This window comes from Pectobacterium sp. HCp5_1, from assembly GCF_032905925.1.
Lineage (GTDB): Bacteria > Pseudomonadota > Gammaproteobacteria > Enterobacterales > Enterobacteriaceae > Pectobacterium > Pectobacterium brasiliense_A.
The window spans coordinates 73,205-99,168 of the sequence record NZ_JAUMIO010000008.1; the positions used below are offsets into that span (position 1 = coordinate 73,205).

Consider the following 25,964-nt stretch of genomic DNA (forward strand, 5'->3'; position numbering starts at 1 on the left):
ATAGGCACGTATCATACACGCCACTGCTGCGCGGCTCTAAACCGCACGACACATTTTGACCATATAGATAGGTGGAACTTACGCTCCCACCAGCCACTTATTCCAACTCACCAGCACCTGCTCCCGCTCCGCAACGAACCGATCCTTGCTGACCCGACCGGACAACTCCTGCAAGGCCAGATGGTGCAGTTCATTGCGCATGGTGACGTAGGCCAGCTTGAGCGCATTGGCTTCGCTCTCTTCCATTACGCCATATTGCGCCATCAGTTCCAGAATACGCACGTTGTCTGACCAACGGGTCAAACGCGGTTCCTGAGCGGCGTAACGTAGCATCAGATACTGGGCAATGAATTCGATATCCGTAATGCCGCCCGCATCCGTTTTGATGTCAAAGAGTGCTTTATCTTTGTTCGCCAGATGCTGGCGCATTTTTTCCCGCATTTCGCGCACTTCGGTTCGCAGCGTCTCCGCGTCACGCTCTGCGCACAGAATACTGCGACGAATAGACTCAAATGTTTGCTGCACACCGCTTTCGCCGTACACCATACGCGCGCGCACCAGCGCCTGATGCTCCCACGTCCATGCCTCATTGCGCTGATACTCATCAAACGCTTCTACCGTACTCACCAGCATACCCGCCGCGCCCGATGGCCGCAGACGGGCATCCACTTCATACAAAATGCCTGATGACGTCCGGGTGCTAAACAGGTGCATCACACGCTGCGCGAGGCGCAGGTAGAACTGGCGGCCATCAATACTGCGTTCGCCATCCGTCATCACATCCGACGGGCAGTCCAGCAAGAACACCAGATCCAGATCGGAGCTATACCCCAGCTCCCAGCCGCCGAGCTTGCCATAGGCAATAACGGCAAACCCACGGCCTTCACGGTGCTGTAAATGGGACGGCTGGCCATAGCGCGCCACCATCTGTCCCCACGCCTGCTGAACCACGGCCGCGATAATCGCTTCCGCCAAATACGTTAAGTGATCGCTCACTTTCATCACGGGCAGTACACCACCGATATCCCCTGCGGCGATGCGTAGCTGCTGCGATTGCTTGAACTGGCGAACGGCTTCCAACTGCTGTTCTTCATCATCCTCAGGGACGCGCATCAAATACTGGCGTAGCTCATCGGCATACGCGCCCGGTGCCGTCGGCTGATACAGCGTTGACGCATCGAGCAATTCATCCAGCAGTAGGGGATAGCGTGCCAACTGGCTGGCCACCATTGGCGACGCCGCGCACAGGCGAATCAGTTGGCCGAGCGCAGTACGAGACTCCAGCAGCAGTTCAAGATAGGTGGTGCGTGTGACGATCCCCAGCAGCAGCGGCGTCAGACGAGACAGCACCGTATCTGCTTCCTGACGAGCGCAGACTTCCGCCAGCAAACACGGCATGAGCTGATCCAGCACGTCTCGCCCGCGTGGCCCTATCGTGCGTTTCGCCACATCGTGACGGAATTCCACAATCGTCCGCATCAGCTTTTCACGCACGCTTTCCGAGAGATGCGGCGTCAGCGGAGCCAGTTCGCCGTCATCCAGCGTGTCCTGCCATAGGCTGCTATAGCTGCTATGTTCAGGGATGTCATTATTGTCCGGCGCATCATCGCCAATCAGGTCATCAAAGACGTGACGCACCGCCTGCATATGCTGTTCCAGCATGGATTGCAGCGTGTCCCAGTTGTCAAAACCCATTCCCCATGCCAGCCGCTGCTGATTCAGCTCATCACCCGGCAAGGTTTGTGTCTGTTCATCGGCAATCGCCTGCAACAAGTTTTCTAAACGACGCAGAAACAGGTAAGAGGTACTGAGATCGAGTACCTGCTGCGGCGTTAATAATCCCAGCGTTCCTACATGCTGGAGCGTAGGCAGCAGCGAGCGCCCCTGCAATCCTGGTTCACGCCCGCCACGAATCAGTTGGAAAACCTGCGTGATAAATTCGATTTCACGAATGCCGCCCGCACCCAGCTTGATGTTATTGCGCAGATCCCGTCGACGCACTTCGCGGGCAATCATGCCCTTCATATTTCGCAGCGACTGGATCACGCTGAAATCGATATAGCGACGGAAGACAAAGGGCTTCAGCGTACTGCGCAATTCCTGACTGTAGTCATCGTCCATTCCCCCCATCAGGCGCGCTTTGACCATGGCATAGCGTTCCCAATCACGGCCCTGCTCCTGATAATAATCTTCCATGGCCGCAAAGCTGAGCACCAGCGGGCCGCTGTCACCAAAGGGACGTAGCCGCATATCCACACGGTAAACAAAACCATCGACGGTCGGCTGGTCCAGCACCTTAATCAGCCGTTGCCCCAAGCGCGTGAAGAATTGCGCGTTATCCAGCTCGCGTCGCCCGCCTTGCGTATGACCATTTTCGGGATAGACGAAGATCAGGTCGATATCCGAAGAGAAGTTAAGTTCTCCCCCACCCAGTTTTCCCATGCCAAGAATCAGCAGAGGCTGAGCCACGCCCTGCGCATTGCAAGGTGTGCCCCACTCGCGACAACAGGCCTGATATAGCCAGCTTCTGGCCGCTACGATCACCACCTCAGCCAGCTCACTCAACTGACGTAGCGTGTGTTCCGTCGTACTGGTTTGCAGCGCCTGCGACCACGCAATTCGCGTCAACATATGGCGACGAAACTGGCGCAACGCGGCCATCAACGCATTTTCATCGTTAACATCGGCCAGAGCGTTATTCAACCAGTCGGCATAATGCTGCCACTCTTCGGGCTGCGGCGGTTGCTGATGAATCCCTTGCCACCAGTCAGGATGGAGTGCAAGCGCATCGCTGACAAAATCGCTCAATGCCAGAACAGCAGAGTCACTGTCGGTTATAGGTTCATCAGGTGCGGCTTCCCGCAAACGCAACAGAGCACGCTGAGATTGTTCCGTCAGAAGCACAGGTAAAGCGGGCAAAGGAAGTATCGACATGGGGGTTCCCTTGATGCGCCGCCTATCCTCACTGACAAGCGGCAGTTAACGGTTACTGTGATGGTCCGCCGCTATGTAGCCAGAACGGGGGTAAGGTCAACGCCTCTTTACGGTAGGCTTCCAGATAGACAGAAGGAGCCTGTCCGGCGGCGAGCCGTTCAATTTCCTGGAGCAATACCCGCCAGTGTGAAATGTAGGCTTCCACCTGCTCCGCCGGATAAGCGCCGGATAAAAGAAGAAACGCGCAGATATTACGTTGCAGACGAGGGATTTGCTGTTCGTACTGCGCTTCCGTCAATTTAGAAGAAAAGGCGCTTTTCAGATCCGCCGTGCTACGGCTTAACATAATGTCGGCAAAGCGTTTGAACGATCCCTGTAGCTTAATGCGATCTTTATTATCCATATGGTCACGCCAGCCAGACTCGATAAGCCAGGAAGTCAGTACCAACTTACTTTGCAGGTAGTCGACGCTGTAGCACACTTCCGCGCCGTCGGAGCCTTGTAGCCGGGCCTCCAGCGTCGCGAGTGCCGAGCGAAAAAGCGTGGTGACCTTGCGTAACACAACGCCTCCCACCAGCACTAACATTTCGCGCATCATCGCACTGGCCTCTGGCAGGGCTTCACGGGCAGAGGCATTCCCTCTTACCCACAGTTCCTCGTGGTATTGCCAGTGGCTCAACCCCAGTTCCAGCGCCGCGCGGATGGCTTGATCGATATTGGTTTTTGGATCCACAACCAGTCGATTAAGAGGCTGACTCTCGCGAACCGGGTTACCTTTAGCCAGATGGTATCCGCGCGCCGCCTTACTCAGGCTGCCCTGCCGCATACCACCAAACTCCGCGATTTCCTTTGCCAGCTCCAGCAGATGGGTGGTCTGCCCGACCTTAAGCTCCATCTCCAGCTCGCACAGCGGTTCACTCAGATCTCCGGCACGAATCTCACCGCGATCGAAGGCAACTTCAATCACGCTTTGATAGTAAGTAAACACCCACTTTTCACGCGTAAAATCCGTACTAAACAGCGGATTGAGCGACGATTGTAGCGCCTCAACATCGCAATCCTCCGGCCAGACTTCCGCCGGAAACAGGCTGAGATCCAGCTCAGCTTTCTCCAGCTCAACGTTATATTCTGGGTGTTGATGCAGCCCGCCAATCACCTTGCCGGCCGTTTTCGCCGTCATTTCGTAGCGTTCATTTTCGCCACGAATACGCAGGCCGATGCCATTGCGGCGCAGGTAATTATCCGCTGTTTCATAATAGGTATTGCTCAGACGCTGGGCACGCATGTGCTCATACTGACTGTAATCACTCTCCCAGTCAGCCAGTTGCGTCAGCAGCGATTCAACGCTGTCGGGATGAACAATAAACTTCAGCTCAATTTCTTCACTCATAGCATTCACAACACCAAGACCACATTCATTATCATGTCAGTAAATAACATTTTACTTCAGCTTACTACTCTTACCGCACACACTCTTTTTCACCTGCGAACAAGCGCGCATTTCTTATGCAAAGCTGCTATTGGCAACACCGCTTTCCCCCGCTTAAACACGCCGCTCACCGCCTTCTAAGAACTTATCCCAGCAGGCATTATTAGTGTGAATAGCCCTAATGGGGAGGTTCTAAGACTGTTCTCATTTCGGTTTATACATTGCCTCGTCAGACTTAAGCCTCTACTATCGGACCACCATTAACGCAACATGATGATCTTATGCAGAAATTAGGCTTACTCTGTTTTACTTTATTTTCGCTCACGCTGAGCTGGACCGCACAGGCGGAAGAAAAACGCTATATTTCCGATGAGTTATTGACGTATGTCCACAGCGGGCCGGGCAATCAATATCGTATCGTCGGCACGGTGAATGCTGGCACTGAGGTCACGCTACTCAGCGTTAATGAAAGTGCAGGCTATGCGCAGATTCGTGATGATAAAAACCGCACCACCTGGATTCCTCTCGACCAGCTTAGCGAGACGCCAAGCCTGCGCACGCGAGTACCGGAGCTGGAAAAACAGGTAAAAGACCTGACTGACAAACTGAATAATATCGATCAGACCTGGAACCAACGCACCGCGGATATGCAGCAGAAAGTTGCAGCCAGCGATGGTGTTATCAATGGGTTGCGTCAGGAAAATCAGGATCTGAAAACACAGCTTATCGTCGCACAGAAGAAAGTCAGCGCGGCGAATGTCCAGCTTGACGATAAGCAGCGCACCATCATTCTACAGTGGTTTATGTATGGCGGCGGCGTGGCTGGCATAGGCTTGCTGCTGGGTCTGCTGTTGCCGCACATCATCCCTCGCAAAAAGAAAAATGACCGCTGGATGAGCTAATCGGAACACGTGCCTGCTTCTTGCAGGCATTTTTCTTTGCGGCCAACGCCGCGGCGCAAAGATGGTAGTATGTGGTGAAGTATTGGTTATTGATTCAGGAGCCCGACGTTGAAGATCTACCTTGTCGGCGGCGCTGTTCGGGACAGCCTGCTGGGTTTACCCGTCACCGAGAAAGATTGGGTGGTGGTCGGCGCGACGCCGGAGAACCTGCTTGAGCAGGGTTACCAGCAGGTTGGAAAGGATTTCCCCGTCTTCTTACACCCCGTTAGCCGCGATGAATACGCTCTCGCGCGTACCGAGCGCAAATCTGGCAAAGGCTATACCGGTTTTGTCTGCCATGCCGCCCCCGATGTCACGTTAGAGCAGGATTTGCTGCGCCGCGATTTGACCATCAACGCGATTGCCCGCACCGAGCGAGGCGACCTTATCGATCCTTATCACGGTCGTCGCGATCTTGAGAATCGCGTGCTGCGCCACGTTTCCGACGCATTCAGCGAAGATCCGTTACGGGTGCTGCGCGTCGCCCGTTTTGCCGCGCGTTTTGCTCATCTCGGCTTCCAGATTGCCGAAGAAACCATGGCGCTGATGCAAAAAATGGCGCATGAGGGTGAGCTGGCTTATCTGACGCCGGAGCGTGTCTGGAAAGAGACGGAAAAAGCGCTTGGCACCTCATCGCCAGATGTCTATTTTCAGGTGCTGCGTGACTGTGGCGCGCTGGCCGTACTGTTCCCTGAAATCGATAACCTGTACGGCGTGCCAGCTCCCGCCAAATGGCACCCAGAAATCGATACCGGCATTCATACCATGATGACGGTGGCGATGGCCGCGCGCCTCAGCCCTGAGATTGACGTACGCTTTGCCACGCTGTGCCACGATTTAGGGAAAGGGCTGACGCCTCCCGAACTGTGGCCGCGGCATCACGGGCATGGGCCGGCGGGGGTCAAACTGGTCGAAGCCCTGTGTCAGCGCCTGCGCGTGCCTAACCCGATTCGCGATCTGGCGAAACTGGTTGCCGAATATCATGACCTGATTCATACCGTGCAGGTGTTGCAACCTAAGACCCTGCTGAAGCTATTTGATGCCATTGACGTCTGGCGCAAGCCGCAGCGTTTGGAGCAGTTAGCGCTCACTAGCGAAGCCGATGCTCGAGGGCGGGCGGGGTTCGAAGATACGCCTTATCCGCAAGGCGACTATCTGCGTGAAGCCTTCCGCGTTGCCAGCCTGGTTAGCAGTGCGGATGTCGTCGCCGACGGTTTTAAAGGTATTGACGTGCGTAATGAGCTGACACGGCGCCGCACTCAGGCATTGGCAGACTGGAAAGCACAGCAGCCTGATGCCTCAGCCCCATCCTGAAACAAAGAGGCCACGCTAATGCGTGGCCTCTTCTTTATCTAACGACTCCCGACACTCTCAGTCTTACATAAACACCATGTAAACGACGCCCGCGACGATAAAACGGTAAATCGCAAACGGGACAAACGAGATGCGTTTGATGATTTTCAGGAAGGTTTTAATCGCAATCAGCGCCACGATAAACGCCGTCACAAAACCAACAGCAAACATCGGTACATCGGACAGCGACAGGAAATGCCAGCTTTTATACAGATCCAGAACGGTCGCGCCCATCATCATGGGAACCGCCAGAATAAAAGAGAACTCGGAAGCCGCATAGCGGCTGACGCCCACCAGCATCCCACCGGAAATGGTCGCGCCCGAACGTGAAAAACCGGGCCACAGCGCCAGACATTGAAAACAACCAATCATAAATGCCTGACGATGCGTGATGTCATCCAGCCCGACGGCGCGCGGTTTTTTAGGCTTGAACCATTCCGCCGCCAACAGCAGGAAACCACCGACAACCAGCGCATACATCACGTTCTGTGGGTAAAACAGCGATTTGATCACGTCATGAAAAACCAGCCCCAGCACCACAGCAGGAATCATCGCCAGTAAGATGTGCGTCAGTTTCAAACGACCCGCCGTATTCCCCTCATGCGGGACTTCACCGAAGTGAATCCCAATCAGACCAAAGAGACGGCGCCAGAACATCACGACAACGGCCAGAATCGAGCCAAGCTGAATAATCACTTCAAACGTCTTGGCTTTCTCATCAACAAACCCTAACCAATGACCAACAATAATCATATGCCCCGTAGACGATACGGGCAAAAACTCGGTCAGTCCTTCGACCACGCCAAGAATAAATGCGATTAGCAATGAATGCAGGTCAGTCATCTAAAAATCCTTGCCTTTAATAAAAACGAAAATTCAGCCCATAAAAAAGCGGCCGCGTACTTTCGCGAGCCGCTATAACTGGCTTATAGACTATTTGGGTTATGGTTTAGTTGCACGTAAATCAGTATTTATTCTGTTAAATCAGATTTATCGTGTGCCGCGCTCAATAATGACGCCAACCTGACGCGCCTGCGCGACAGCGCCCGGCTTGCTGAGCTTGATCCGCAGCCAGGGGATCGAGAAGCGCTGCATCAGCATGTGTGCGACTTCTTCAGCAACGCGTTCCACCAGAGCAAAGCGCTGGTTTGCCACATGGGCAATCACCGCCTCGCTGACATCGGCATAGCTCAGGCAGTCGTTAACATCGTCACTGCCGGCTGCCTGACGGTTATCCCAGCCCATTTCGATATCGAACACCAGTTTCTGCTGGATGGTCTGTTCCCAATCGTAAACACCAATAGTTGTGATTACAGTAAGTTCTTCAATAAATACGATATCCATCACGCCATTCTCTGTTTTTGTCGCTGTCGGATACCACTTCCGACGGAATGTGCGTATTATCCACAGATGAGAAGAGTAAAACGACCCTTATTAAACGTCTCTCTATACAAACTAAACGGAATAGCGTTATGAGTGTTACCGCGCTTGGTATGATGTTAATCGCGTATCTGTGTGGCTCTATTTCCAGTGCGATTTTGTTTTGCAGAATTGCTGGGCTACCCGACCCGCGCCAGCATGGTTCCGGGAACCCCGGAGCCACTAACGTATTGCGTATTGGCGGCAAAGCGGCCGCTGCAACCGTATTGGTGTTTGATGTTCTGAAAGGCATGCTGCCAGTGTGGGCTGCTTACGCGCTGGGCATTCCCCCGCTATATCTCGGGTTAACCGCTATCGCCGCCTGCCTCGGCCATATCTATCCCGTCTTTTTCCACTTTCGCGGTGGCAAAGGTGTGGCAACGGCGCTGGGTGCCATTGCTCCTATCGGCTGGGATTTGACAGGCCTGATGACCGGCACCTGGCTACTGACCGTGCTGCTGAGCGGCTATTCCTCGCTGGGCGCGATTGTCAGTGCGCTCATCGCGCCGTTTTATGTCTGGTGGTTCAAGCCACAGTTTACCTTCCCCGTCGCGATGCTCTCTTGCCTGATACTGATGCGTCATCATGATAATATCCAACGCCTCTGGCGCGGACAGGAAAGTAAAATCTGGAATAAGCTACGCAAGAAGAAGCAGCCAGAAGACGAACAAACGTCCTCCGAAGAATAAGACAAAAAAATTCCCGTTTTCACGGGAATTTTTTTATGAAAGATGACGGGGAATTAGAATCGGCCGATGGCGGCAAATTCCTGCGATTGCACTTTAAACTGAGACATACTTTCTGCCAGCAGGCGCGCCTGATCTTCCAGTGAGCGCGTGGCAGCAGCGGACTCTTCTACCAGAGACGCATTTTGCTGTGCGACTTCATCCATTTGCGATACCGCCAGATTCACCTGCCCAATACCATTGCTTTGCTCACGCGTGGCCGTTGAGATCTCACGCATCAGGGATGTCACGCGCGCCACGGCGTCAGAAACGTCATTCATCGTTTCGCCCGCCATTTTCGCCATCACGGTGCCTTCACTGACGCGACTTTGAGACTCTTCCATCAGCATTTTGATCTCTTTAGCCGATTGCGCACTGCGCTGCGCCAGACTGCGGACTTCACCCGCCACCACCGCAAATCCACGCCCCTGCTCACCCGCACGTGCGGCTTCAACCGCCGCATTCAGCGCCAGAATATTGGTCTGGAACGCGATGCCGTCAATCACAGCCAGAATATCGCCAATGCGTGCGGAGCTACTGGAGATCATCTGCATTTTCTCAATCATGCTCCTCACGGTTTCGCTGCCTTTATTCGCAATATCGGATACATTTTGCGCCAGCGTATGCGCTTGCTCTGCACTTTCCGCATTCAGCGTCACTGTCGCGGTCAACTGCTCCATGCTGGCTGCGGTTTCTTCCAGCGAGGAGGCTGACTCTTCCGTACGCGCGGCTAAATGCGTATTGCCGGAAGACAGCTCGCGCGTACCGACGTCAATCTGCATACCGGCATCACGGACACGGCTCACAGCGGTTGCCAACGAATACTGCATGGCCTTCATCGCCTGAATCAGGCGGCCAATTTCATTACTGCCGCCATCGGGAATGTGCTGGGTCAAATCACCACGGGCAATAAACTCCAGTTGACCGACCGTCTCTTCAAGCGGGGACAGGATAGAACGCTTCAAGGCAATCCAGGCTGCCAACACCAGCAGCAGAACGGATATACAGGCAATGCCGATGATCATCAAACGGTTGAACGCGAAGCTTTCCGCTTCTGCGAGCATGTTTTCCCCGACTTCCAGACCGAAATCACGGAATTCGTTCGCGGCCTTATCCATCTTAACGCTGAGCGGTGGTAACACGTCCTGAAACAGCACGTAATAGGCCGCGACATCGCCGAGTTTCAGCGCATCCAGCATCGGCTGCACGCCAAGATTCATGTATTGTTCGTAGTTGCTTTTAACCTCTGCCGCCATTTTGGCACCGCGCTCCGTGACGGTACCGTAGGAAAGAAAGCGTGCCATTTCTTTGCGGGAAAGCGCCGTGTAGGCCTCTGCTCTCTCGATCGATGCATTCGCCAGATCGATTTGCCCGATGTCCATCTGACGAGCCGCCAACGCAGCCCCCGTTCTTGCACGCAGTGAAGCGGTATAGCTCCCCGCCAGCGCCGTGACTTCTTTGCCCTGAATCTTGTCGATTGTCGTCAGCGACGTGATTCCCTGATTGATTGAGGTGATGCCAATTCCGCACACCAGCAATAACAGCAGTACCATCGTTCCTAACAAAGCAATCAAGCTCGTCTTGATTGTGATACTTCTTAACATTTTTGTTTCCCTGATATTACAAATGACAAATAAATGCGGAGAAATGCTCCACATAACGTGATCCAGATCATCTTCCTATCGGTAGCAAGCCTGCTTTCTTTAAAGAAACTTTAGTAACGAAAGTATTTTTACTTAAACGACTCGCGCAAGCGCATCGCGCCTTGCATACGCTAAAAATCAGGGACATTAAACGCTTTTTGGCTATAATGACGGCCACGCTATTTCAGGTTTTAAGAGAAGGAAACTGACATGAGTCTGAACGATGTTCCAGCAGGTAAAGATCTGCCAGAAGATATCTATGTAGTGATTGAAATCCCCGCGAATGCCGATCCAATCAAATATGAAATTGATAAAGATACCGGCGCGCTGTTTGTAGACCGTTTCATGTCTACGGCCATGTTCTACCCATGCAACTACGGCTACATCAACCACACGCTGTCTCTGGATGGCGACCCGGTTGACGTTCTGGTTCCGACCCCGTATCCGTTGCAGCCTGGCTCAGTGATCCGCTGCCGCCCTGTTGGCGTGCTGAAAATGACCGACGAAGCAGGCGAAGATGCCAAGCTGGTTGCCGTTCCGCACAGCAAACTGACCAAAGAATACGATCACATTAAAGACGTTAACGACCTGCCTGAACTGCTGCGTGCACAGATCGGCCACTTCTTTGAGCACTACAAAGATCTGGAAAAAGGCAAGTGGGTGAAAGTGGAAGGTTGGGATAACGCTGCTGCGGCGAAAGCTGAGATCGTTGCTTCCTTCGAGCGCGCGAAAAACAAATAAGCGCCACACGATATGCCTTAAAGCCCTTACGGGCTCAAGATATTGCATGATCAAAAACACCGCCTTGCGCGGTGTTTTTATTTATAGCGACCATGACTTGATTGGCTACTCTGCCTCAAGCCTCTTCATCTTCTTCGCTGCGCTTTAGCCAGTCACCACTGGCAATACGCGTCAGCCCTGCAACAGGGTGCTTGTACAGATAGATCCAGGCACTGCCCAGAGGCGTACGAATCAGCTCACGTTGGTATTCGTGGCCGTCCCGCTTTAAGGCATCCAGTTCTGTCAAAATCGACGAACTAATGCGATAGACCTCGCAATGGATCTCTCCATCACCGGGTACCACTGCCGGATAATGGCCGAGATCGTACAACTCGAAACCTGCGAGCTGACAATCTCCTAACCATTGCGCATTTGTCATCCAATGACTGTTTCCCTGTTTGCGTCGTAAACTGCCGTAAACAATAATTCGCATCGCTAGAACTCAAACTGATAGAGCACATCTAATGCCTGGCTAATTCCAGACACCGCTTCCAAGTATAGTTTTGGCATCAGGCGATAACGTAGCGTTAACGTTGCCAAAGAATCGAATATGCCAACACCATATTTCACTTGCAGACCCGGAAGGACGTAGCCGCTGACGACAACCTGAGAATTATCGCCAACACCCTGTGTATCCAGAGCTAAATTACTTACGCCAAAGGCCTCGCCGATTTTACCCACAACTTGACCACTTTGTGCAACCCCTAAACCGACTAACATTGAGGTCATTGCCGAGCTATCTGCTCCACCGCTGTCCAAACCCTGTCCACGCAGCAGATAAGAGAGCGCTTCCTGCTGTGACATCGCCGGATCGGAGAAGACTTCCAGCTTCGGTGTCGCCGCCATGCCAGTAACCCGCACGCCGGCAATGACGTCATTCTCCGTGTTGTCTGGGTTACGAATGGCTTCGATATTCAGGATCGGCTGATCCGGCGGGCCGGAGAACAGAATCAGCCCTTTGCGGACGATCAGATCCTGTCCGTAGGCTTTAAAGCGGCCAGATGGAATGTCGATCTGGCCGTTCAGCCCTAATCCGCGCTCGTCCTGAACCATTTTCAGGTCGCCCTGTAGGCGAGCCGCCAGCCCGAACGCATCCAGCTGTACATCATTACCAACGCGGATCGTCAGGTTACTGTTAATCGGAATCGCGGCGCTGGCTTTCTTCAGCGGCTGGCGCTGGGCATCCAGCATCACTTCATCCGATGACACCGCCACCGCACTTTCCGGCATGTCTTTAACCACGATGCGCGCCCACGGAATACTGACCGAACCGTTTAACGCGAACAGCTGCGGCGTGGCTTCGAAGACAATATCCGGTGAGACATCCAGCCGCGCCATCGGCGGAATCGTCACACGCAGCTTCTGGCCTTTCGCCGCAATGCGCGCACGCCAAGCATCAGGCTGCGACCAGTCCGCGTTCCCGCCGAGGTTCAACTGCCCGTTATCCGTTTTCAGGAAGCCTTGCAGTGTTGACGACATCCCACTGAAATTCACCGCCAGCCGCCCGTTGGTCAGATCGACCGGCATCCAGTTGCCGTCAATATCCAACCGCTCCAGCACCATCTGGCCAAAGATCTGAGGACGCGCCGCATCCCCCGCCAGACGCAGGTTCGCATTCAGAATCCCCGCTGCTTTTTCTCCTTTACTCAACGCAGGGTTGAGCAACGCCAGCGAAATAGTGTTGATCGTGACGCTGCCGCCGAGGTTGCGTCGGCCCTGTGGGTCGGTCACCTGAATATCACCGCTGAAGCGCCCGTTCTCACGGATCGCCATCAGCCAGCCAAGCTGCGCCCGCCCGCGATCGAGTCCGGCATTCAGCGTAAAGGTATCGAAATCAATCGGCAGCGTGTTGCCCTGCATCTGCTGGCGAACGCTGACGCCGTTGCCCACCAGCGACACTTTCGCCTGCGGTAAGCCTTGCCCCGCCTGCCAGCTGATATCGGCACCGCCGGTGAACGTCCCGGCCAGCACGGTATCCGCCGTCAGGAACGGTTTCAGCATGGCGAGATCGAAGCGGTTCAGTCGAATGCTCGCCTGTCCGCTCGGTCCGGCCTCAATCGCTTTTGGAACACAAAGCTCTGCATTCGGATTCCGCCAGCAGTGCGTGCCGATGGTGATCTTCTGCTGCGCATTCAGGTAATCCAACGCCATATCCTGCGTCAGACGCCATTCACCCACCGGCGTGTCGAAGCGGGTATTGTTCAGCGTGCCGCGCCAGCGCTGTTCCTGACGATCAAAGCTGCCCGAAAGTGCCAGTTGCCCCGCGACCGGTTCGCCCTGCATATTCAGGCGAAGCTGGTGCTGCTTTTCGTTGCCGCTGGCATCCAGCGTCAACAGCGCAATATTCAGGCCATCCTGCTTTAGCGCTTCAAGACGCACGGCCAGCTTGCCCTGAATCTGCTGCTCAGAGCGCACATCGCCTTCCACCCTCACACTGCTAATCGTCATCGCCTGCCAGCGCAGGCCGGACGCCGTGATATCCACCAGCATCTGCGGTTCACGCAGATTGCCACGGAGTTTGAGTGTGCCGATAGCACGCCCCGCCAGACCGGGCAACATACCGTCCAGCGACGGCGCATTGATGTCAGCATCCAACTGCCACTTATCGCTCAGATCGCCTTTGACGTTCAGTTGGTTGCGGCCTAACGCCAGATTCAGCGCTGGAATTGTCCACTGTCCCGCCGCGTTACCGCGCAGTTCACCTCTGGCCGTGAGCTTATTCGCTTTCACGTTGCCGTCCAGACGCAGTTCCGGCACCTGCAACTGCCAGCTACCGCCATAGACGCTGCCGCGTGTCGTTATCTTGCCATCTATTTTCGCGGGCCATTCAGGCCACTGTTTCGCGGTGTTAATCCCGTTCAGCAGTAGCTCGCTGCGCCAGCTTATGGCTTTGCTCCAGTCGATAAGCGCCGTCAGGTCGGCATTCCCCTGCAATGCCGCCAACCGCAGGCGGCTTAGCGTAAACTGCTGTTCGTTACCTTTGCCATCCAGCAGCAGCGTCGCGGGGGGAATGTCCGCCCCACTCAGATCGCCGCGCAGCGACAGCGCATAGTCGGTCGCTTTGCCGTTAAAACGCAGCCTGACGTTATCAGCTTGATACTGCGTCGCGCCCGTCAGCGGCCAGCGCACGCGTTCGGTTTGCAGCGTCAACGCCAGCGGCAGCCCGGCTTCCGCCAGTTTGGTTTGCAGATCCAACTGGGCACGCTGCGGCCCAGAGAGGTTCAGCGCCACATTCAACTGTTCGCGTAGGCCGCCATCAACCGTCAGTTTCAGCTTCTCGCCTTTGATCGGATCGACGTTCAGCACGCCGTTCGCCGTCAGCGAGACAGGCCAGCTCTCGCTGAGCGTCGCTTCACCGCGTACATTCAGCCCGCCCTGCGGCGATTGGACGATAAGTTTGTCCAGACGCAAATGCTGTTGTTGGGTCGAAGCCTGCACGAACAGGTTATTAATCAAAATGTCCTGATCGCCCGTCAGCCGTAGCTGTTCACCGTGAATCTCGACAATATTCAGATCCAACGGCAGCGTGAACTGGGGTAAATCAGGTAATAGCGGTTTGGAGAATAACTCGCTAAGGCGTTCACCTAGCGGTTGTTCAGGCACGGCAGGCTTGTCAGAGGTGCTATCCGTTTTGGATGTCGATGCCGTCGGTATCGGTGTCGTGGTGGTGGCTGCCGCGACGGTATTGTTTGCCGCCAGCGCGTTATCGATGTGAAGCGTTTGCGAGGAGCCTTGCTCCGCCGCATCGCGCACGTTCGCCGCCGTTTCTTTAATAACTGCGGCCATTTCCGCCGCCGTCACTTTGCCATCTTCCAGCACGTCGACAGGGGTTTTCGGTAAGGCCACCAGCAGGGCGCTTATTTTGGTCGGCAGCAGCGTCAACGCGCGCCCTTCCCACTGCATTCCCGTACGGAATTCGCCCAGTGAAATCGCCGTGTCATCGACGGTAACCTGAACGCTGTTGAGTACCAGCTGATGCAGAGAAATAGGGAAAGGTGCTGAGATCTCCGTGACGGGCTCTGAGGGCGGAGGTGGCTCTTCTGCCACAGGCAAGGCTTTAGTATCTACGACCACATCGACGCGGTTTGCCGAAAGGTCATTGATGCACAGCTGACTTTTGCGCAGACACGTTAACGCAAGCGACAGATGAAACTCCTCGCTCTTTACCGTCACACCTGGCATTTGGTAGCTAACATTTTTTAGCGTCAAATCACGCCAGCCGCCGCTTACGCTGACAATGTCCAGCCCCGGCACCACGCGTGCTGCGGTATTCAGCAACAGATGCAGGCCTGGCGTGGTTCCTACCAGTAATCCCAACCCAACAACGAGCAGCAGTAAAAAGGCGACAAACCCAATGCCGACCCTTTTCCACCAGCGCCCTTTTCGTGCTGGCGTCACCGGCGCGTTATCCTGCGCGACGTTGTCTTCTGTCACCGGATCCTGGGCTTTTTTTTCGTTTTTCTCATCCATCATAATTCAGGCCCCAGCGCGATATAGAACTGAACATCGTTCTTCTTCTCTGCATCGCCGATCGGCATAGCAACATCGAGTTTTACCGGACCAATCGGCGAGGCCCAGCGTACGCCGACGCCCGTGCCGGTCTTGAAGTTACTCCGTTTGATGTCATTCACTGCTTCACCTGAATCAACAAAAACTGCGCCCCACCATTTTCCCGTGACGTTGTATTGGTATTCGAGCGAGCCGGTCGCCAGCTTGGACGCACCGGTCAGTTTGCCATCGCTGTCGCGCGGCGAAATAGATTTGTACTTATACCCACGGATGCTGCGATCGCCACCAGCAAAGAAACGCAGTGAAGGCGGGACGCGGGAGAAATTATTGGTTTCAATCCAGCCCAGATTGCCGCGCGCGACAAAGCGGTGTTTATCCGCCAGCGTACGAATCCAGACGTTTTGCGCCTGAACCACGGCAAAGTCGATATCCGATCCCCAGGTGGTGTCGGAAATGTCGATAGAATAACGTTGCGTATCGCCCCACACCGGCATCAGCCCGCCGCGTTGGCGAGTTCGGTTAATGCTGACGCCCGGATAGATCAGCATCGTGGTATCCGTCACGCTTGCCTGCGTAAAGTGATCGAGGCTCCAGCGTAGGTTAATCGCCCGTTGCCAACCGCTGGAGAGATCCCAGTAGCGTGCCACGTTCAGCGTGGTGCCATCGGATTTGGTATCGTTGAGGTCTTCGCGCTTGAAGCCGCCTTGCAGCAGGTAATACTGCTCAAGCGGGTTCTTCAGCAAGGGGATTTTGTAGCTAAAATCGAGTGATTGCTCCGGCGCGGACACGCTCAGGCTGCTTTCCAGACTGTGGCCCCGTGAATTCACCCAAGGCTTATTCCAGGTCGTTTTAAAGCGTGGACCAACATCCGTGGCATAGCCGACGCCGGTCTCAATACGGTTACGGGTTCGTGGCGTCACCACGGCTTCCAGCGGCAGCACCTTGTCGCTTTTCGACCGTTCGAAATCAGGTGAGACCACGACAGAATTAAACCACCCCGTCGCAGAAAGACGGCGGTTTAACTCACCGAGGTCTTCGCTGGTGTAAGCATCACCTTCATGAAACGGCACCAGGTTTTGCAGATAATCATCGAGGATTTGCGCGCCCTGAAAGTGTACGGCGCCAAAGCGATAGCGTTCGCCGCTGTCAAAGTCGATATCCCAAAACGCCTCTCTCTCTTCCCGCATCACGCCAAGCTGGCTTTGCTGGAAGCGCGCATCGAAATAGCCTTTGCGTAATGACAAACCGTTCAGCCCGCTTTTAAAGCGATCGAAATCGCCATGGTTCAACACCGAACCGATTTCAGGGCGATCGTCTTTAACCAGTTGTTGGTAGTCTTTATCGTCATGCGCACCACCGCGCAGGGTGATGTTCACCCCGGCAATTTTTACCGGCTCACCGGGAGTCACGGTGGCAATCAGTACGGGTCGTCCGCCATTAACGGCAGGCCGGAATTCGAAACCAATCTGTGGATCGTAGTAGCCGAGCGCACGTAATCCCTGACGGATCGCTTCATCGACGCGTGAGCGGAAACGCCCATCGGCATTCACCTCATCAACCGAAATGGTCGATAAGCGTGCCCGTACATTCTTTTGTAACTGCCCTTCCAGCCCCATGACTTGCAGACGCACATTCGCCGCCTGGCTCTCTGGGGCCAGCATCAGCAGTGCGCACATCAGGCCAAGAACCCGGTATCGCGGCGCACCACAGCCAGCAAAGCTATTTTTTTGTCCTGCTATGCCTTTTTGCCCGGTAACGCTTTTTTTTCCAATGAAACTTTTCGTTGAGATGAAAATAGTCACTGAGCTCCCTGATAAATCGGTCTGTCGCCTAAAACCTATAGCATGGCTTTTATCACTTCGCCCGCCGCATTGACGGCCGTCGCTGTACGCTTACCTGACAATCCGCCACACAGCGCCGAAATCTCCTACCAACTTTGCATGATATTAGTGATAAATACTAATTTTCCATCTTAAGAATAGATTTTCACCTACAAACATCAATATGCGGCATTACAGATAAACATTACCTTAACATTAAACACCATGAAGATATAAAGACAGCCCAACGCTTCTTGGTTATGCTTTCCATGAAAGCGGGTTATTTACCCAGTCTAGCTGGAGTTAACAACGTGATGAATTCAATTGATAAAACGCAGCGGATTACGCAATCCGATGCTTTACCGGGGCGCTCCACTCCCATGCCCGTCGCCAGACTGCATGTCGTTCATGAACATTCCATGACGCATGTACCAGACTCGATGTCCGTGGCGATTTTTGCGATGGGCTGCTTCTGGGGCGCGGAGCGTTTGTTCTGGCAACAGCCGGGGATCTACAGCACGGCGGCGGGTTACATTGGCGGTTACACGCCCAACCCGACCTACCGTGAAGTGTGCAGCGGGCAAACCGATCATGCCGAAGCGGTGCGTGTCGTTTTCGATCCCGCGGTGATCGACTACGAACAACTGCTACAACTATTCTGGGAAAATCACGACCCCGCGCAGGGCATGCGTCAGGGTGGCGATATCGGCAGCCAGTATCGTTCCGCTATCTATACGCTCACGCCCGAGCAGGAAAAAGCAGCACAGGAAAGCCTTCAACGCTTTCAGCAAGCAATGAGGGAAAACGGTGACGGCCGCGCCATCAGCACAGAAATCGAGCCTGCGGGTCCGTTCTATTATGCGGAAGACGAGCACCAGCAATACCTGTACAAAAACCCGAACGGCTACTGTGGATTAGGCGGTATCGGCGTCTGTCTTCCGCCTCAGCGTTGACCACTGGCGGTAATTTCACCGCTCCTGCTATAATGCGCTCAAACCGGGCTAATCCTCGCCCGGTTTTGACCTTCAATAATGATCATAACGTGTTCACTTTTATGTGTTCACCTTTCTGAGGATCGCTGCGTCAATCTCGGCTCATGCGAAAACTTACCTAAAGTAAAAACTATGTTAAACAGTCTATTACTGATTCTTTTCCTTATTGCCATCAGTGCGTTTTTCTCGATTTCTGAGATTTCGCTGGCGGCGTCCCGTAAAATTAAACTCAAACTGATGGCCGATGAGGGAAATCTCAACGCCGATCTGGTGCTCAAGTTTCAGGAAACACCAGGCATCTTCTTTACCGTAATTCAAATTGGTGTCAACGCCGTCGCGATTCTGGCCGGTATCATCGGCGATGCGGCATTTTCCCCGACGTTTTCCATGCTGTTTGAACGCTTCATGTCACCCGAAGCCGCAGATAAAGTCAGCTTCATCTGCTCATTCATACTCGTCACCAGCCTGTTTATCCTGTTTGGCGATCTCACCCCGAAACGCATTGGTATGATTGCGCCGGAAACCGTCGCGGTCCGCATAATCAACCCCATGCGCTTCTGCCTGTTCCTCTTCCGTCCGCTGGTTTGGATCTTTAACGGCCTGGCTAACGTCATTTTCCGCCTGCTTAAGCTGCCGATGGTGCGTAAAGATGACATCACGTCCGATGATATTTATGCCGTGGTAGAAGCTGGTGCGCTGGCTGGCGTACTGCGTAAGCAGGAACATGAACTCATCGAGAACGTGTTTGAGCTTGAATCCCGTACCGTACCGTCGTCAATGACCTCACGCGAAAGCGTGGTCTATTTCGATCTGCGCGAGCAGGAAGACAGCATTAAGGAAAAGATCGCCCAGCAGCCGCACTCCAAGTTTCTGGTTTGCGATGGCACGATTGATCAGATCGTCGGCTACGTGGATTCCAAAGACCTGCTGATCCGGGTGTTGGGAAACCAGAGCCTGACGCTAAGCAGCGGCGTGCAGATTCGTCCGGCGCTGATCGTACCGGATACGCTGACGCTGTCCGAAGCGTTAGAAAGCTTTAAAACCGCGGGCGAAGACTTTGCCGTTATTCTGAACGAATATGCACTGATCGTCGGCATCATCACCCTTAACGACGTGATGACCACGCTGATGGGCGATCTCGTCGGTCAGGGAATGGAAGAGCAGATTGTCGCGCGCGATGAGAATTCGTGGCTGGTTGAAGGCGGTACGCCAATAGAAGACGTGATGCGCGCGCTGAATATTGATGATTTCCCGCATTCCGGCAACTACGAAACCATTGGCGGCTTCATGATGTATACGCTGCGGAAAATCCCGAAACGTACCGATGCGGTGCGCTTCTCAGGCTATAAATTTGAAGTGGTGGATATCGACAGCTACAAGATCGATCAGCTGCTGGTGACGCGTCTGGAAGACCGCCCGATTGTCTCATCAAGCGTGAAGATTGATAGCGACGATTAACCGCCAGAAGACATATTCAACAAACCAGAACGGCCCTCTACGGGCCGTTTCTTTATCACTCATCCCATCTCAGCCTGAAGCCGGATGACCTGGCGATTCACTTCGGACATCACCAGAAGATGCTGCTTATCCTGTTTCTTTGGCAGTAGAATTTTGCCGTAGTCGAACTCAAAAGCACCAACCCCTTTTATGTACAGCCGCCCACGAAACAGGGTTTTCACATACTTGGCGACTTTCAAAGGATTGTAACGTTCGAAGATCCTCATCGTTTTACTCTCCCGTTTTATTTTTTTACGCTCTCCCTTTCGCCAACATGGCTGAGGTTCTGGAGCGCTAATGAGATAACGGATACTGCTAATTAGTACTGTAAAACGGCATTTAGTTCCCCACTATTCAGTATTCTTAACTGCTTTTACAGATTTTTACAGAGTAGTGTTTAAGGAAACCCCTAGTCATCAGTATAAACCTTCAAAAATAAGGGTTTTGTGCACTCGGGCACAAACCGTTTTATCGCGGAAGCAGGACAGACCAGTTTCCTGAATCTACGCTTATTCCATAGCCCGATATTTTCCCTCATTGCCATCGCATCGGGCCCCACACTGAAGGACATACCATGATAAAAATACGCCACCTGCTCCTCGCGCTCTCTATCACGCCTCTGCTGGGGCTCCCAGCCTTAGCCCATACGCTGGTACTCAACCAATTGGTTCCCCCCGTCGGCGTCGCAGACAGAGGAGAACTTCAGTACCTTAATAATCAGTTTAGTTATAAAAACTGGAACAGTGCGCAATTGCCCGGAAAAGTACGGGTGATACAACATATCGCTGGCCGCACCTCAGCCAAAGAGATGAACGATCCGCTCATCTCCGCACTGAAGGCCGCTAACCTACCGCATGATTATTACCAAACGACGACAATCGTGAATACCGACGATGCCATCATCGGCACCAGCATGTTTGTGCGCAGTAGCCTTGAGGACAACAAGAAAGCCTTCCCGTGGTCGCAATTCATTGTCGACAGTAACGGCAACGTACGGAAGACCTGGCAGCTACAACCACAAAGCTCAGCTATCGCGGTGCTGGATAAACAAGGAAAAATTCGTTTCGTGAAGGATGGCGCATTGAGCAGACAGGAAGTGCAGCAGGTGATGTCCCTGCTGCGTCAGTTGCTGGAAGAGAAATAACGAACCCGGATCTAGCTGATTAAAATAAAGAGACGCGAAAACCGGGGTTGAGGAAGGATTCACGCGGCGTATAGGACAGCGAACGCCCTTGCCAATCGTGAATCTGCGCCCCGGCAGCCACCGCCACCGCATGGCCCGCCGCCGTATCCCAAATGTTGGTCGGCCCGAAGCGCGGGTAAAGCTGCGCTTCGCCTTCCGCCACCAGACAAAATTTTAGCGATGACCCAATCGCCACCGTCTGGTGCTCACCCAATTGGCTAAGATAATCTTTCAGTTCACTATCGGCATGAGAACGGCTGACCACCACCAGCGGCGGATGCGCCTGCTTCACCGTAATTTGCCGACGCTGGCCGCTCTCTTCTTTCCAGGCTTTGCTGTCCGCCGCAGAATACATCACGCCCGTGACCGGCACATACACCACGCCCAGCACGGCCTGACCGTTCTCGATCAGCGCAATATTCACCGTAAACTCACCGTTACGACTCAGGAACTCTTTGGTGCCGTCCAGCGGATCGACCAACCAATAGCGCTGCCAGTGCCGACGGATTTCCCACTCCGGCGGATCTTCCTCTGACAGCAAAGGAATGTCAGGATACGCCGCAGCCAGCCCGTCCTTAATAACGCGATGCGCCGCAAGGTCGGCAGCCGTCACCGGTGAGTCATCTTTCTTATGCGCAACATCGACAGGATGTTGCCCTTCGTAAACCTGCATAATCGCAGCACCAGCATCGCGAGCTAGTTGGCAAACAGTTTCTAACATGATCGACCTCGTCGTTATCGGTTACACGTAACGCAGACTTCATCTCTGTCATTCATTATACATCTGTGAGGCAATCTACGATTATTGCCATTATTGATGTCATCCTCAGCATTTAGAGACGATAATCACTTTAACTTCATCATGATATGAAAGACACCCCCGATCGCCTCACGCGTCGACAATTACCTCACAAGGAGTTACGCAATGAAGCATTCACTGGCACTCAGCCTGCTTGCTACGCTGGTCGCCACGACCGTTCATGCCGCTACTGTTGATCTACGGGTATTGGAAACCACCGATCTGCACAGCAATATGATGGACTTCGATTACTACAAGGATACGCCAACCGATAAATTTGGTCTGGTGCGTACCGCCAGCCTGATTCACGCCGCGCGCGAGCAGGCCACCAACAGCGTGCTGGTGGACAACGGCGATTTGATCCAGGGCAGCCCGTTAGGCGATTACATGGCCGCGAAAGGGCTGAAAGCGGGCGACGTGCACCCGGTTTATCAAGCGATGAACACGCTGGATTATTCCGTCGGCAATATCGGTAACCACGAATTCAACTATGGCCTGGACTATCTGCACAAGGCGCTGTCCGGCGCGAAATTCCCTTATGTGAACGCCAACGTGCTGGATGCCAAAACGGGCAAGCCGCTATTTACGCCTTACCACATTGAAAACAAATCGGTTACGGATCGCGACGGCAAACAGCATACCCTGCACATCGGCTATATTGGCTTTGTCCCGCCGCAGGTCATGGTGTGGGATAAAGCCAATCTGACGGGAAAAGTCACCGTAGAAGACATCACGGAGAGTGCCAAAAAGTGGGTGCCTGAAATGCGTAAGCAAGGTGCCGATCTGGTGATTGTTATCCCTCATTCCGGCCTTTCTGCCGAACCGTATAAAGCGATGGCGGAAAACTCTGTTTACTACCTCAGCCAAATTCCCGGGGTCGACGCGATCATGTTCGGCCATGCTCACGCGGTTTTCCCCAGCAATGACTTTGCGAACATCAAGGGCGCTGACATCAAACAGGGCACACTCAACGGCGTGCCTGCTGTAATGCCGGGGCAATGGGGTGACCACCTCGGCGTCGTCGATTTCACGCTGAATAACGACAGCGGCACATGGAAGGTAGAACAGGCGAAAGCGGAAGCCAGACCGATCTATGACAAAGCGCAGAAGAAATCACTGGCGGCAGAAGACGACAAGCTGGTGAAAGTGCTGTCCGATGCGCACCAGAATACGCGCGAATTTGTCAGCAAACCGATTGGTAAATCCGCAGACAACATGTACAGCTACCTGTCGCTGATTCAGGACGATCCTACGGTGCAGATCGTCAACAATGCTCAGCGCGCCTATGTGGAACACTTTATTCAGGGCGATCCCGATCTGGCCGATCTGCCGGTGCTTTCAGCCGCTGCACCGTTTAAAGCCGGTGGACGTAAAAACGATCCTGCCAGCTATGTCGAAGTGGAAAAAGGCCAGCTCACCTTCCGTAACGCTGCCGATCTGTATCTCTACCCGAATACGCTGGTGGTGGTGAAAGTTAACGGGCAGCAGGTACAGGAGTGGCTGGAATGCTCTGCGGGTCAGTTCAAACAAATCGATCCAAGCAAGAGCGAGCCGCAATCTCTGCTGAACTGGGACGGCTTCCGCACCTATAACTTCGACGTGATCGATGGCGTCAATTATCAGATTGATGTGACGCAGCCTGCCCGCTATGACAGCGAATGCGCGTTAATTAACGATAAGGCGCACCGTATCAAAGGGCTGACGTTTAACGGCAAACCGATCGATCCCAAAGCGACCTTCCTGATCGCCACCAATAACTATCGCGCCTACGGTGAGAAATTTGCCGGTACGGGTGAGAAGTATGTGGCCTTCGCCTCGCCGGATGAAAACCGCTCCGTTCTGGCGGCCTACATCAGTGCGGAAACGCAAAAATCGGGAGAAGTGAAGCCGCAGGCAGATAACAACTGGCGTCTGGCACCTATCGTCAGCGATACGCCGCTGGATATCCGTTTTGAGACGTCACCGTCTGAGAAAGCCACGGCGTTTATCAAAGAGAAAGCCCAGTACCCGATGACGTCCGTCGGCAATGACGAAACGGGCTTTGCCGTTTATCGCCTTGACCTGCAACACGCTAAATAAAGCGTTGTCATCGACAGGCTCCTGCTTCGGTGGGAGCCTGAACGGGAGTTTTACAGCGGCTCAACCGCATTATTTGCTGACGCATCAAACTTCTTTTGTGATAACAGCACGTTATCCATATTCTGCTCCGCCCAATAGGTAAGCTCGGCAATTGGCTTAGCCAGCGTTTTTCCCATTACGGTTGAAGCGTATTCCACTGTCACCGGAATGGTTGGGAAAACCGTTCGTTCGACAAAACCGTCACGTACCAGATTCTTCAGCGTTTGCGACAGGACCTTTTGTGAAATCCCTTCCACATCGCGTTTTAACTGATTAAAGCGCATCGGTCGTTCAACCAGAATATTCAGAATCAGCAACGTCCACTTATCCCCCACGCGATCCAAAATCATGCGGGTCGGGCAGTTTTGCGCATAAACATCATAGCGTTTGCTCATTATCGCATTTCCATCTGTACCCTAAATAATTCGAGTTGCGTGAAGGCGGCAACCGCACGAATCCCCCGGAGCTTACACAAGTAAGTGACTGGGGTGAGTAAGGGCGACCAACGCACAAGCAGCTTGAAGTATGACGGGTATGGTTACCTTGAAGATACCAACTCACTTAAAAGTGCTGTCTTAACAGAACCACGAGGCTCCGATATAGTCCTCGCATTATAAAGTTAGTATCCATTAGAAAGCACGTATCACTCGCAGGCTACATGACAAGGCCACGGCGTATCGTTGATAAACACAGAGAAATGAGGATAGGTTATGTCAAAAGCAGTCGTTATTTATCATTCAGGCTACGGCCACACCCAGCGTTTGGCTACTGCCGTAGCCGAAGGCGCTAACGCCGAGCTGATTGCCATCGATACGGAAGGAAATATCAGCGATGCCGAGTGGGAGCAACTCGCCGCTGCTGACGCCATTATTTTCGGTACACCGACCTACATGGGTGGCCCAACCTGGCAGTTCAAGAAATTCGCAGACGCCAGCTCTAAAGCCTGGTTCTCCCGCAGCTGGAGCAACAAAGTGTTTGGCGGCTTTACTAACAGCGCCAGCCTGAACGGTGACAAGCAGGTCACGCTGATTTATCTGCAAACGCTGGCTTCACAGCACGGCGGTATTTGGGTCAGCCTGAATCAACTGCCTTCCAATGCCAAAGCGGCAAAACGCGATGATTTGAATAACCTCGGTGGTTCTGTCGGTCTGCTGGCACAGACACCGTCTGACGCCAGCGTAGATGAAGTGGTCGCGGGCGATCTGGCGACCGGTAAGCTGTACGGCCAGCGCATTGCTGACATCGCCGCAAAACTGGCTAACTAGTTCAGCAACACACTCTACGTACCATTATCCAATGCACAAGCGCCGCCCTTTCGCGGCGCTTTTTTTATCCGCTAGTCGCGAAACGATCCCCGCCCATTGCGATAGTACCCATTCCCCCGCTCATGCCCGCGTCTGTCCCAATCACCGCGACGCGGCCCGCGATCGTCAACGTAGCGAGGGGGATCAAAGCGGCGATTATCATAATCGCGCCTGTCGCGCTGGCTCTCACGCCACCAGCGGGCATCGCGCCAGCGCCAGCCATCCCAATAGTAACCGTGCTGATTACGTTCACCACGATGGTAACCCCGGTGCTCCTGCCACCAGCGCTCGCTGCGCCAGTCATAGCCATCCCAGTAATTACCTCGTCTGTCACGCTCGCCGATATTCAACGTGACGCCGGGCATCAGATCGATGCTGGCACCCTTAGCCTCTGGCGCTGGCATGACCGCAAACATTCCCACAAACAGGGCACTGATGACGAGTGGCTTAAACATAGGGTAACTCCTTGCTCACCGCGACTGCGGCCTGACAGAGATATACGGGGAATTCCCCTACGC

21 protein-coding genes are annotated in these 25,964 nt (G+C 53.9%); 9 read left to right on the forward strand and 12 right to left on the reverse strand.

Annotated features, from left to right (window positions below):
* Positions 1-78 precede the first annotated feature (78 nt).
* The gene (gene glnE, locus Q3A88_RS08500; protein WP_317177726.1) at positions 79-2,934 is read right to left on the reverse strand and encodes a bifunctional [glutamate--ammonia ligase]-adenylyl-L-tyrosine phosphorylase/[glutamate--ammonia-ligase] adenylyltransferase; all 2,856 of its coding nucleotides are present in this window, start codon (positions 2,932-2,934) and stop codon (positions 79-81) included.
* A gap of 52 nt (positions 2,935-2,986) precedes the next feature.
* Positions 2,987-4,324, reverse strand: a complete 1,338-nt coding sequence (locus Q3A88_RS08505; protein ID WP_317177727.1) for an inorganic triphosphatase — start codon at positions 4,322-4,324, stop codon at positions 2,987-2,989.
* Positions 4,325-4,644: 320 nt separating this feature from the next.
* On the opposite strand from Q3A88_RS08505, the gene Q3A88_RS08510 reads away from it, so the two are divergent.
* Both Q3A88_RS08510 and Q3A88_RS08515 read left to right on the forward strand, forming a co-directional pair.
* Entirely contained in the window at positions 4,645-5,265 is a 621-nt protein-coding gene (locus tag Q3A88_RS08510) for a TIGR04211 family SH3 domain-containing protein (RefSeq protein WP_039277862.1), read from the forward strand.
* A 108-nt stretch (positions 5,266-5,373) separates the two neighbouring features.
* Positions 5,374-6,618 (forward strand): multifunctional CCA addition/repair protein, encoded by a 1,245-nt coding sequence (locus tag Q3A88_RS08515; protein WP_317177728.1) that lies wholly within the window; start codon positions 5,374-5,376, stop codon positions 6,616-6,618.
* Positions 6,619-6,681: 63 nt separating this feature from the next.
* Here the strand turns inward: Q3A88_RS08515 and bacA are convergent, their stop codons facing one another.
* Positions 6,682-7,500: an undecaprenyl-diphosphate phosphatase gene (bacA, locus tag Q3A88_RS08520; RefSeq protein WP_110162486.1), complete on the reverse strand. Its 819-nt coding sequence runs from the start codon at positions 7,498-7,500 to the stop codon at positions 6,682-6,684.
* Between the two features lie 147 nt (positions 7,501-7,647).
* Complete coding sequence (gene folB, locus Q3A88_RS08525) at positions 7,648-8,001, reverse strand: bifunctional dihydroneopterin aldolase/7,8-dihydroneopterin epimerase (RefSeq protein ID WP_317177729.1); 354 nt, start codon at positions 7,999-8,001, stop codon at positions 7,648-7,650.
* Between the two features lie 128 nt (positions 8,002-8,129).
* Here folB and plsY point away from each other — a divergent pair, with 128 nt between their 5' ends.
* Entirely contained in the window at positions 8,130-8,765 is a 636-nt protein-coding gene (gene plsY / locus Q3A88_RS08530; protein WP_317177730.1) for a glycerol-3-phosphate 1-O-acyltransferase PlsY, read from the forward strand.
* 53 nt (positions 8,766-8,818) lie between these two features.
* Here plsY and Q3A88_RS08535 read toward each other — a convergent pair whose 3' ends face one another.
* Positions 8,819-10,405, reverse strand: coding sequence for a methyl-accepting chemotaxis protein (locus Q3A88_RS08535; protein WP_317177731.1), 1,587 nt, complete (start codon positions 10,403-10,405; stop codon positions 8,819-8,821).
* 249 nt (positions 10,406-10,654) lie between these two features.
* Here Q3A88_RS08535 and ppa point away from each other — a divergent pair, with 249 nt between their 5' ends.
* Positions 10,655-11,185 (forward strand): inorganic diphosphatase, encoded by a 531-nt coding sequence (gene ppa, locus Q3A88_RS08540; protein WP_015841559.1) that lies wholly within the window; start codon positions 10,655-10,657, stop codon positions 11,183-11,185.
* Between the two features lie 115 nt (positions 11,186-11,300).
* Here ppa and Q3A88_RS08545 read toward each other — a convergent pair whose 3' ends face one another.
* Genes Q3A88_RS08545 through Q3A88_RS08555 form a run of 3 tightly spaced genes read right to left on the reverse strand, consistent with a single transcriptional unit; the run spans position 11,301 to position 17,409 of the window.
* The gene (locus tag Q3A88_RS08545; RefSeq protein ID WP_317177732.1) at positions 11,301-11,657 is read right to left on the reverse strand and encodes a gamma-glutamylcyclotransferase; all 357 of its coding nucleotides are present in this window, start codon (positions 11,655-11,657) and stop codon (positions 11,301-11,303) included.
* 2 nt (positions 11,658-11,659) lie between these two features.
* Positions 11,660-15,697, reverse strand: a complete 4,038-nt coding sequence (locus Q3A88_RS08550; RefSeq protein WP_317177733.1) for a translocation/assembly module TamB domain-containing protein — start codon at positions 15,695-15,697, stop codon at positions 11,660-11,662.
* Positions 15,694-17,409, reverse strand: coding sequence for an autotransporter assembly complex family protein (locus Q3A88_RS08555; RefSeq protein ID WP_317177745.1), 1,716 nt, complete (start codon positions 17,407-17,409; stop codon positions 15,694-15,696). The genes Q3A88_RS08550 and Q3A88_RS08555 overlap by 4 nt, the downstream gene beginning before the upstream one ends.
* A 458-nt stretch (positions 17,410-17,867) precedes the next feature.
* On the opposite strand from Q3A88_RS08555, the gene msrA reads away from it, so the two are divergent.
* Positions 17,868-18,506 carry a peptide-methionine (S)-S-oxide reductase MsrA gene (msrA, locus tag Q3A88_RS08560; protein ID WP_039465966.1) on the forward strand — a complete coding sequence of 213 codons (639 nt, stop codon included), beginning with the start codon at positions 17,868-17,870 and terminating at the stop codon, positions 18,504-18,506.
* Between the two features lie 171 nt (positions 18,507-18,677).
* Positions 18,678-20,003, forward strand: a complete 1,326-nt coding sequence (locus tag Q3A88_RS08565; RefSeq protein WP_110162480.1) for a hemolysin family protein — start codon at positions 18,678-18,680, stop codon at positions 20,001-20,003.
* Positions 20,004-20,062: 59 nt separating this feature from the next.
* On the opposite strand, the gene Q3A88_RS08570 is transcribed toward Q3A88_RS08565, so the two are convergent.
* Complete coding sequence (locus Q3A88_RS08570; RefSeq protein ID WP_005974755.1) at positions 20,063-20,269, reverse strand: DUF1107 domain-containing protein; 207 nt, start codon at positions 20,267-20,269, stop codon at positions 20,063-20,065.
* 347 nt (positions 20,270-20,616) lie between these two features.
* Here Q3A88_RS08570 and Q3A88_RS08575 point away from each other — a divergent pair, with 347 nt between their 5' ends.
* A complete protein-coding gene (locus Q3A88_RS08575) occupies positions 20,617-21,186 on the forward strand; it encodes a YtfJ family protein (protein ID WP_317177734.1) in 570 nt (189 codons plus the stop codon).
* A gap of 19 nt (positions 21,187-21,205) precedes the next feature.
* Here the strand turns inward: Q3A88_RS08575 and cysQ are convergent, their stop codons facing one another.
* Entirely contained in the window at positions 21,206-21,946 is a 741-nt protein-coding gene (gene cysQ, locus Q3A88_RS08580; protein WP_317177735.1) for a 3'(2'),5'-bisphosphate nucleotidase CysQ, read from the reverse strand.
* 204 nt (positions 21,947-22,150) lie between these two features.
* On the opposite strand from cysQ, the gene Q3A88_RS08585 reads away from it, so the two are divergent.
* Positions 22,151-24,103, forward strand: a complete 1,953-nt coding sequence (locus Q3A88_RS08585) for a bifunctional 2',3'-cyclic-nucleotide 2'-phosphodiesterase/3'-nucleotidase (RefSeq protein ID WP_110162478.1) — start codon at positions 22,151-22,153, stop codon at positions 24,101-24,103.
* A gap of 50 nt (positions 24,104-24,153) precedes the next feature.
* On the opposite strand, the gene Q3A88_RS08590 is transcribed toward Q3A88_RS08585, so the two are convergent.
* Positions 24,154-24,537 (reverse strand): winged helix-turn-helix transcriptional regulator, encoded by a 384-nt coding sequence (locus Q3A88_RS08590; protein ID WP_014916518.1) that lies wholly within the window; start codon positions 24,535-24,537, stop codon positions 24,154-24,156.
* Positions 24,538-24,852: 315 nt separating this feature from the next.
* Here Q3A88_RS08590 and Q3A88_RS08595 point away from each other — a divergent pair, with 315 nt between their 5' ends.
* On the forward strand, positions 24,853-25,407 hold the full coding sequence (locus Q3A88_RS08595) for a flavodoxin family protein (protein WP_317177736.1): 555 nt from the start codon (positions 24,853-24,855) through the stop codon (positions 25,405-25,407).
* 71 nt (positions 25,408-25,478) lie between these two features.
* On the opposite strand, the gene Q3A88_RS08600 is transcribed toward Q3A88_RS08595, so the two are convergent.
* The gene (locus Q3A88_RS08600) at positions 25,479-25,901 is read right to left on the reverse strand and encodes a DUF2502 domain-containing protein (protein WP_039526616.1); all 423 of its coding nucleotides are present in this window, start codon (positions 25,899-25,901) and stop codon (positions 25,479-25,481) included.
* Positions 25,902-25,964: the final 63 nt, after the last annotated feature.

Excerpts from the sequence above, each read along its gene's own strand:
- Q3A88_RS08565 (WP_110162480.1), top strand. The coding sequence starts at position 18,678 with ATGTTAAACAGTCTATTACTGATTCTTTTCCTTATTGCCATCAGTGCG.
- Q3A88_RS08545 (WP_317177732.1), bottom strand. The coding sequence starts at position 11,657 with ATGCGAATTATTGTTTACGGCAGTTTACGACGCAAACAGGGAAACAGT.
- ppa (WP_015841559.1), top strand. The coding sequence starts at position 10,655 with ATGAGTCTGAACGATGTTCCAGCAGGTAAAGATCTGCCAGAAGATATC.
- Q3A88_RS08575 (WP_317177734.1), top strand. The coding sequence starts at position 20,617 with ATGATAAAAATACGCCACCTGCTCCTCGCGCTCTCTATCACGCCTCTG.
- Q3A88_RS08510 (WP_039277862.1), top strand. The coding sequence starts at position 4,645 with ATGCAGAAATTAGGCTTACTCTGTTTTACTTTATTTTCGCTCACGCTG.
- plsY (WP_317177730.1), top strand. The coding sequence starts at position 8,130 with ATGAGTGTTACCGCGCTTGGTATGATGTTAATCGCGTATCTGTGTGGC.
- Q3A88_RS08505 (WP_317177727.1), bottom strand. The coding sequence starts at position 4,324 with ATGAGTGAAGAAATTGAGCTGAAGTTTATTGTTCATCCCGACAGCGTT.
- Q3A88_RS08535 (WP_317177731.1), bottom strand. The coding sequence starts at position 10,405 with ATGTTAAGAAGTATCACAATCAAGACGAGCTTGATTGCTTTGTTAGGA.
- msrA (WP_039465966.1), top strand. The coding sequence starts at position 17,868 with ATGAATTCAATTGATAAAACGCAGCGGATTACGCAATCCGATGCTTTA.
- Q3A88_RS08585 (WP_110162478.1), top strand. The coding sequence starts at position 22,151 with ATGAAGCATTCACTGGCACTCAGCCTGCTTGCTACGCTGGTCGCCACG.
- Q3A88_RS08550 (WP_317177733.1), bottom strand. The coding sequence starts at position 15,697 with ATGATGGATGAGAAAAACGAAAAAAAAGCCCAGGATCCGGTGACAGAA.
- Q3A88_RS08590 (WP_014916518.1), bottom strand. The coding sequence starts at position 24,537 with ATGAGCAAACGCTATGATGTTTATGCGCAAAACTGCCCGACCCGCATG.
- Q3A88_RS08570 (WP_005974755.1), bottom strand. The coding sequence starts at position 20,269 with ATGAGGATCTTCGAACGTTACAATCCTTTGAAAGTCGCCAAGTATGTG.
- glnE (WP_317177726.1), bottom strand. The coding sequence starts at position 2,934 with ATGTCGATACTTCCTTTGCCCGCTTTACCTGTGCTTCTGACGGAACAA.
- Q3A88_RS08595 (WP_317177736.1), top strand. The coding sequence starts at position 24,853 with ATGTCAAAAGCAGTCGTTATTTATCATTCAGGCTACGGCCACACCCAG.
- folB (WP_317177729.1), bottom strand. The coding sequence starts at position 8,001 with ATGGATATCGTATTTATTGAAGAACTTACTGTAATCACAACTATTGGT.
- Q3A88_RS08600 (WP_039526616.1), bottom strand. The coding sequence starts at position 25,901 with ATGTTTAAGCCACTCGTCATCAGTGCCCTGTTTGTGGGAATGTTTGCG.
- cysQ (WP_317177735.1), bottom strand. The coding sequence starts at position 21,946 with ATGTTAGAAACTGTTTGCCAACTAGCTCGCGATGCTGGTGCTGCGATT.
- Q3A88_RS08555 (WP_317177745.1), bottom strand. The coding sequence starts at position 17,409 with ATGTGCGCACTGCTGATGCTGGCCCCAGAGAGCCAGGCGGCGAATGTG.
- bacA (WP_110162486.1), bottom strand. The coding sequence starts at position 7,500 with ATGACTGACCTGCATTCATTGCTAATCGCATTTATTCTTGGCGTGGTC.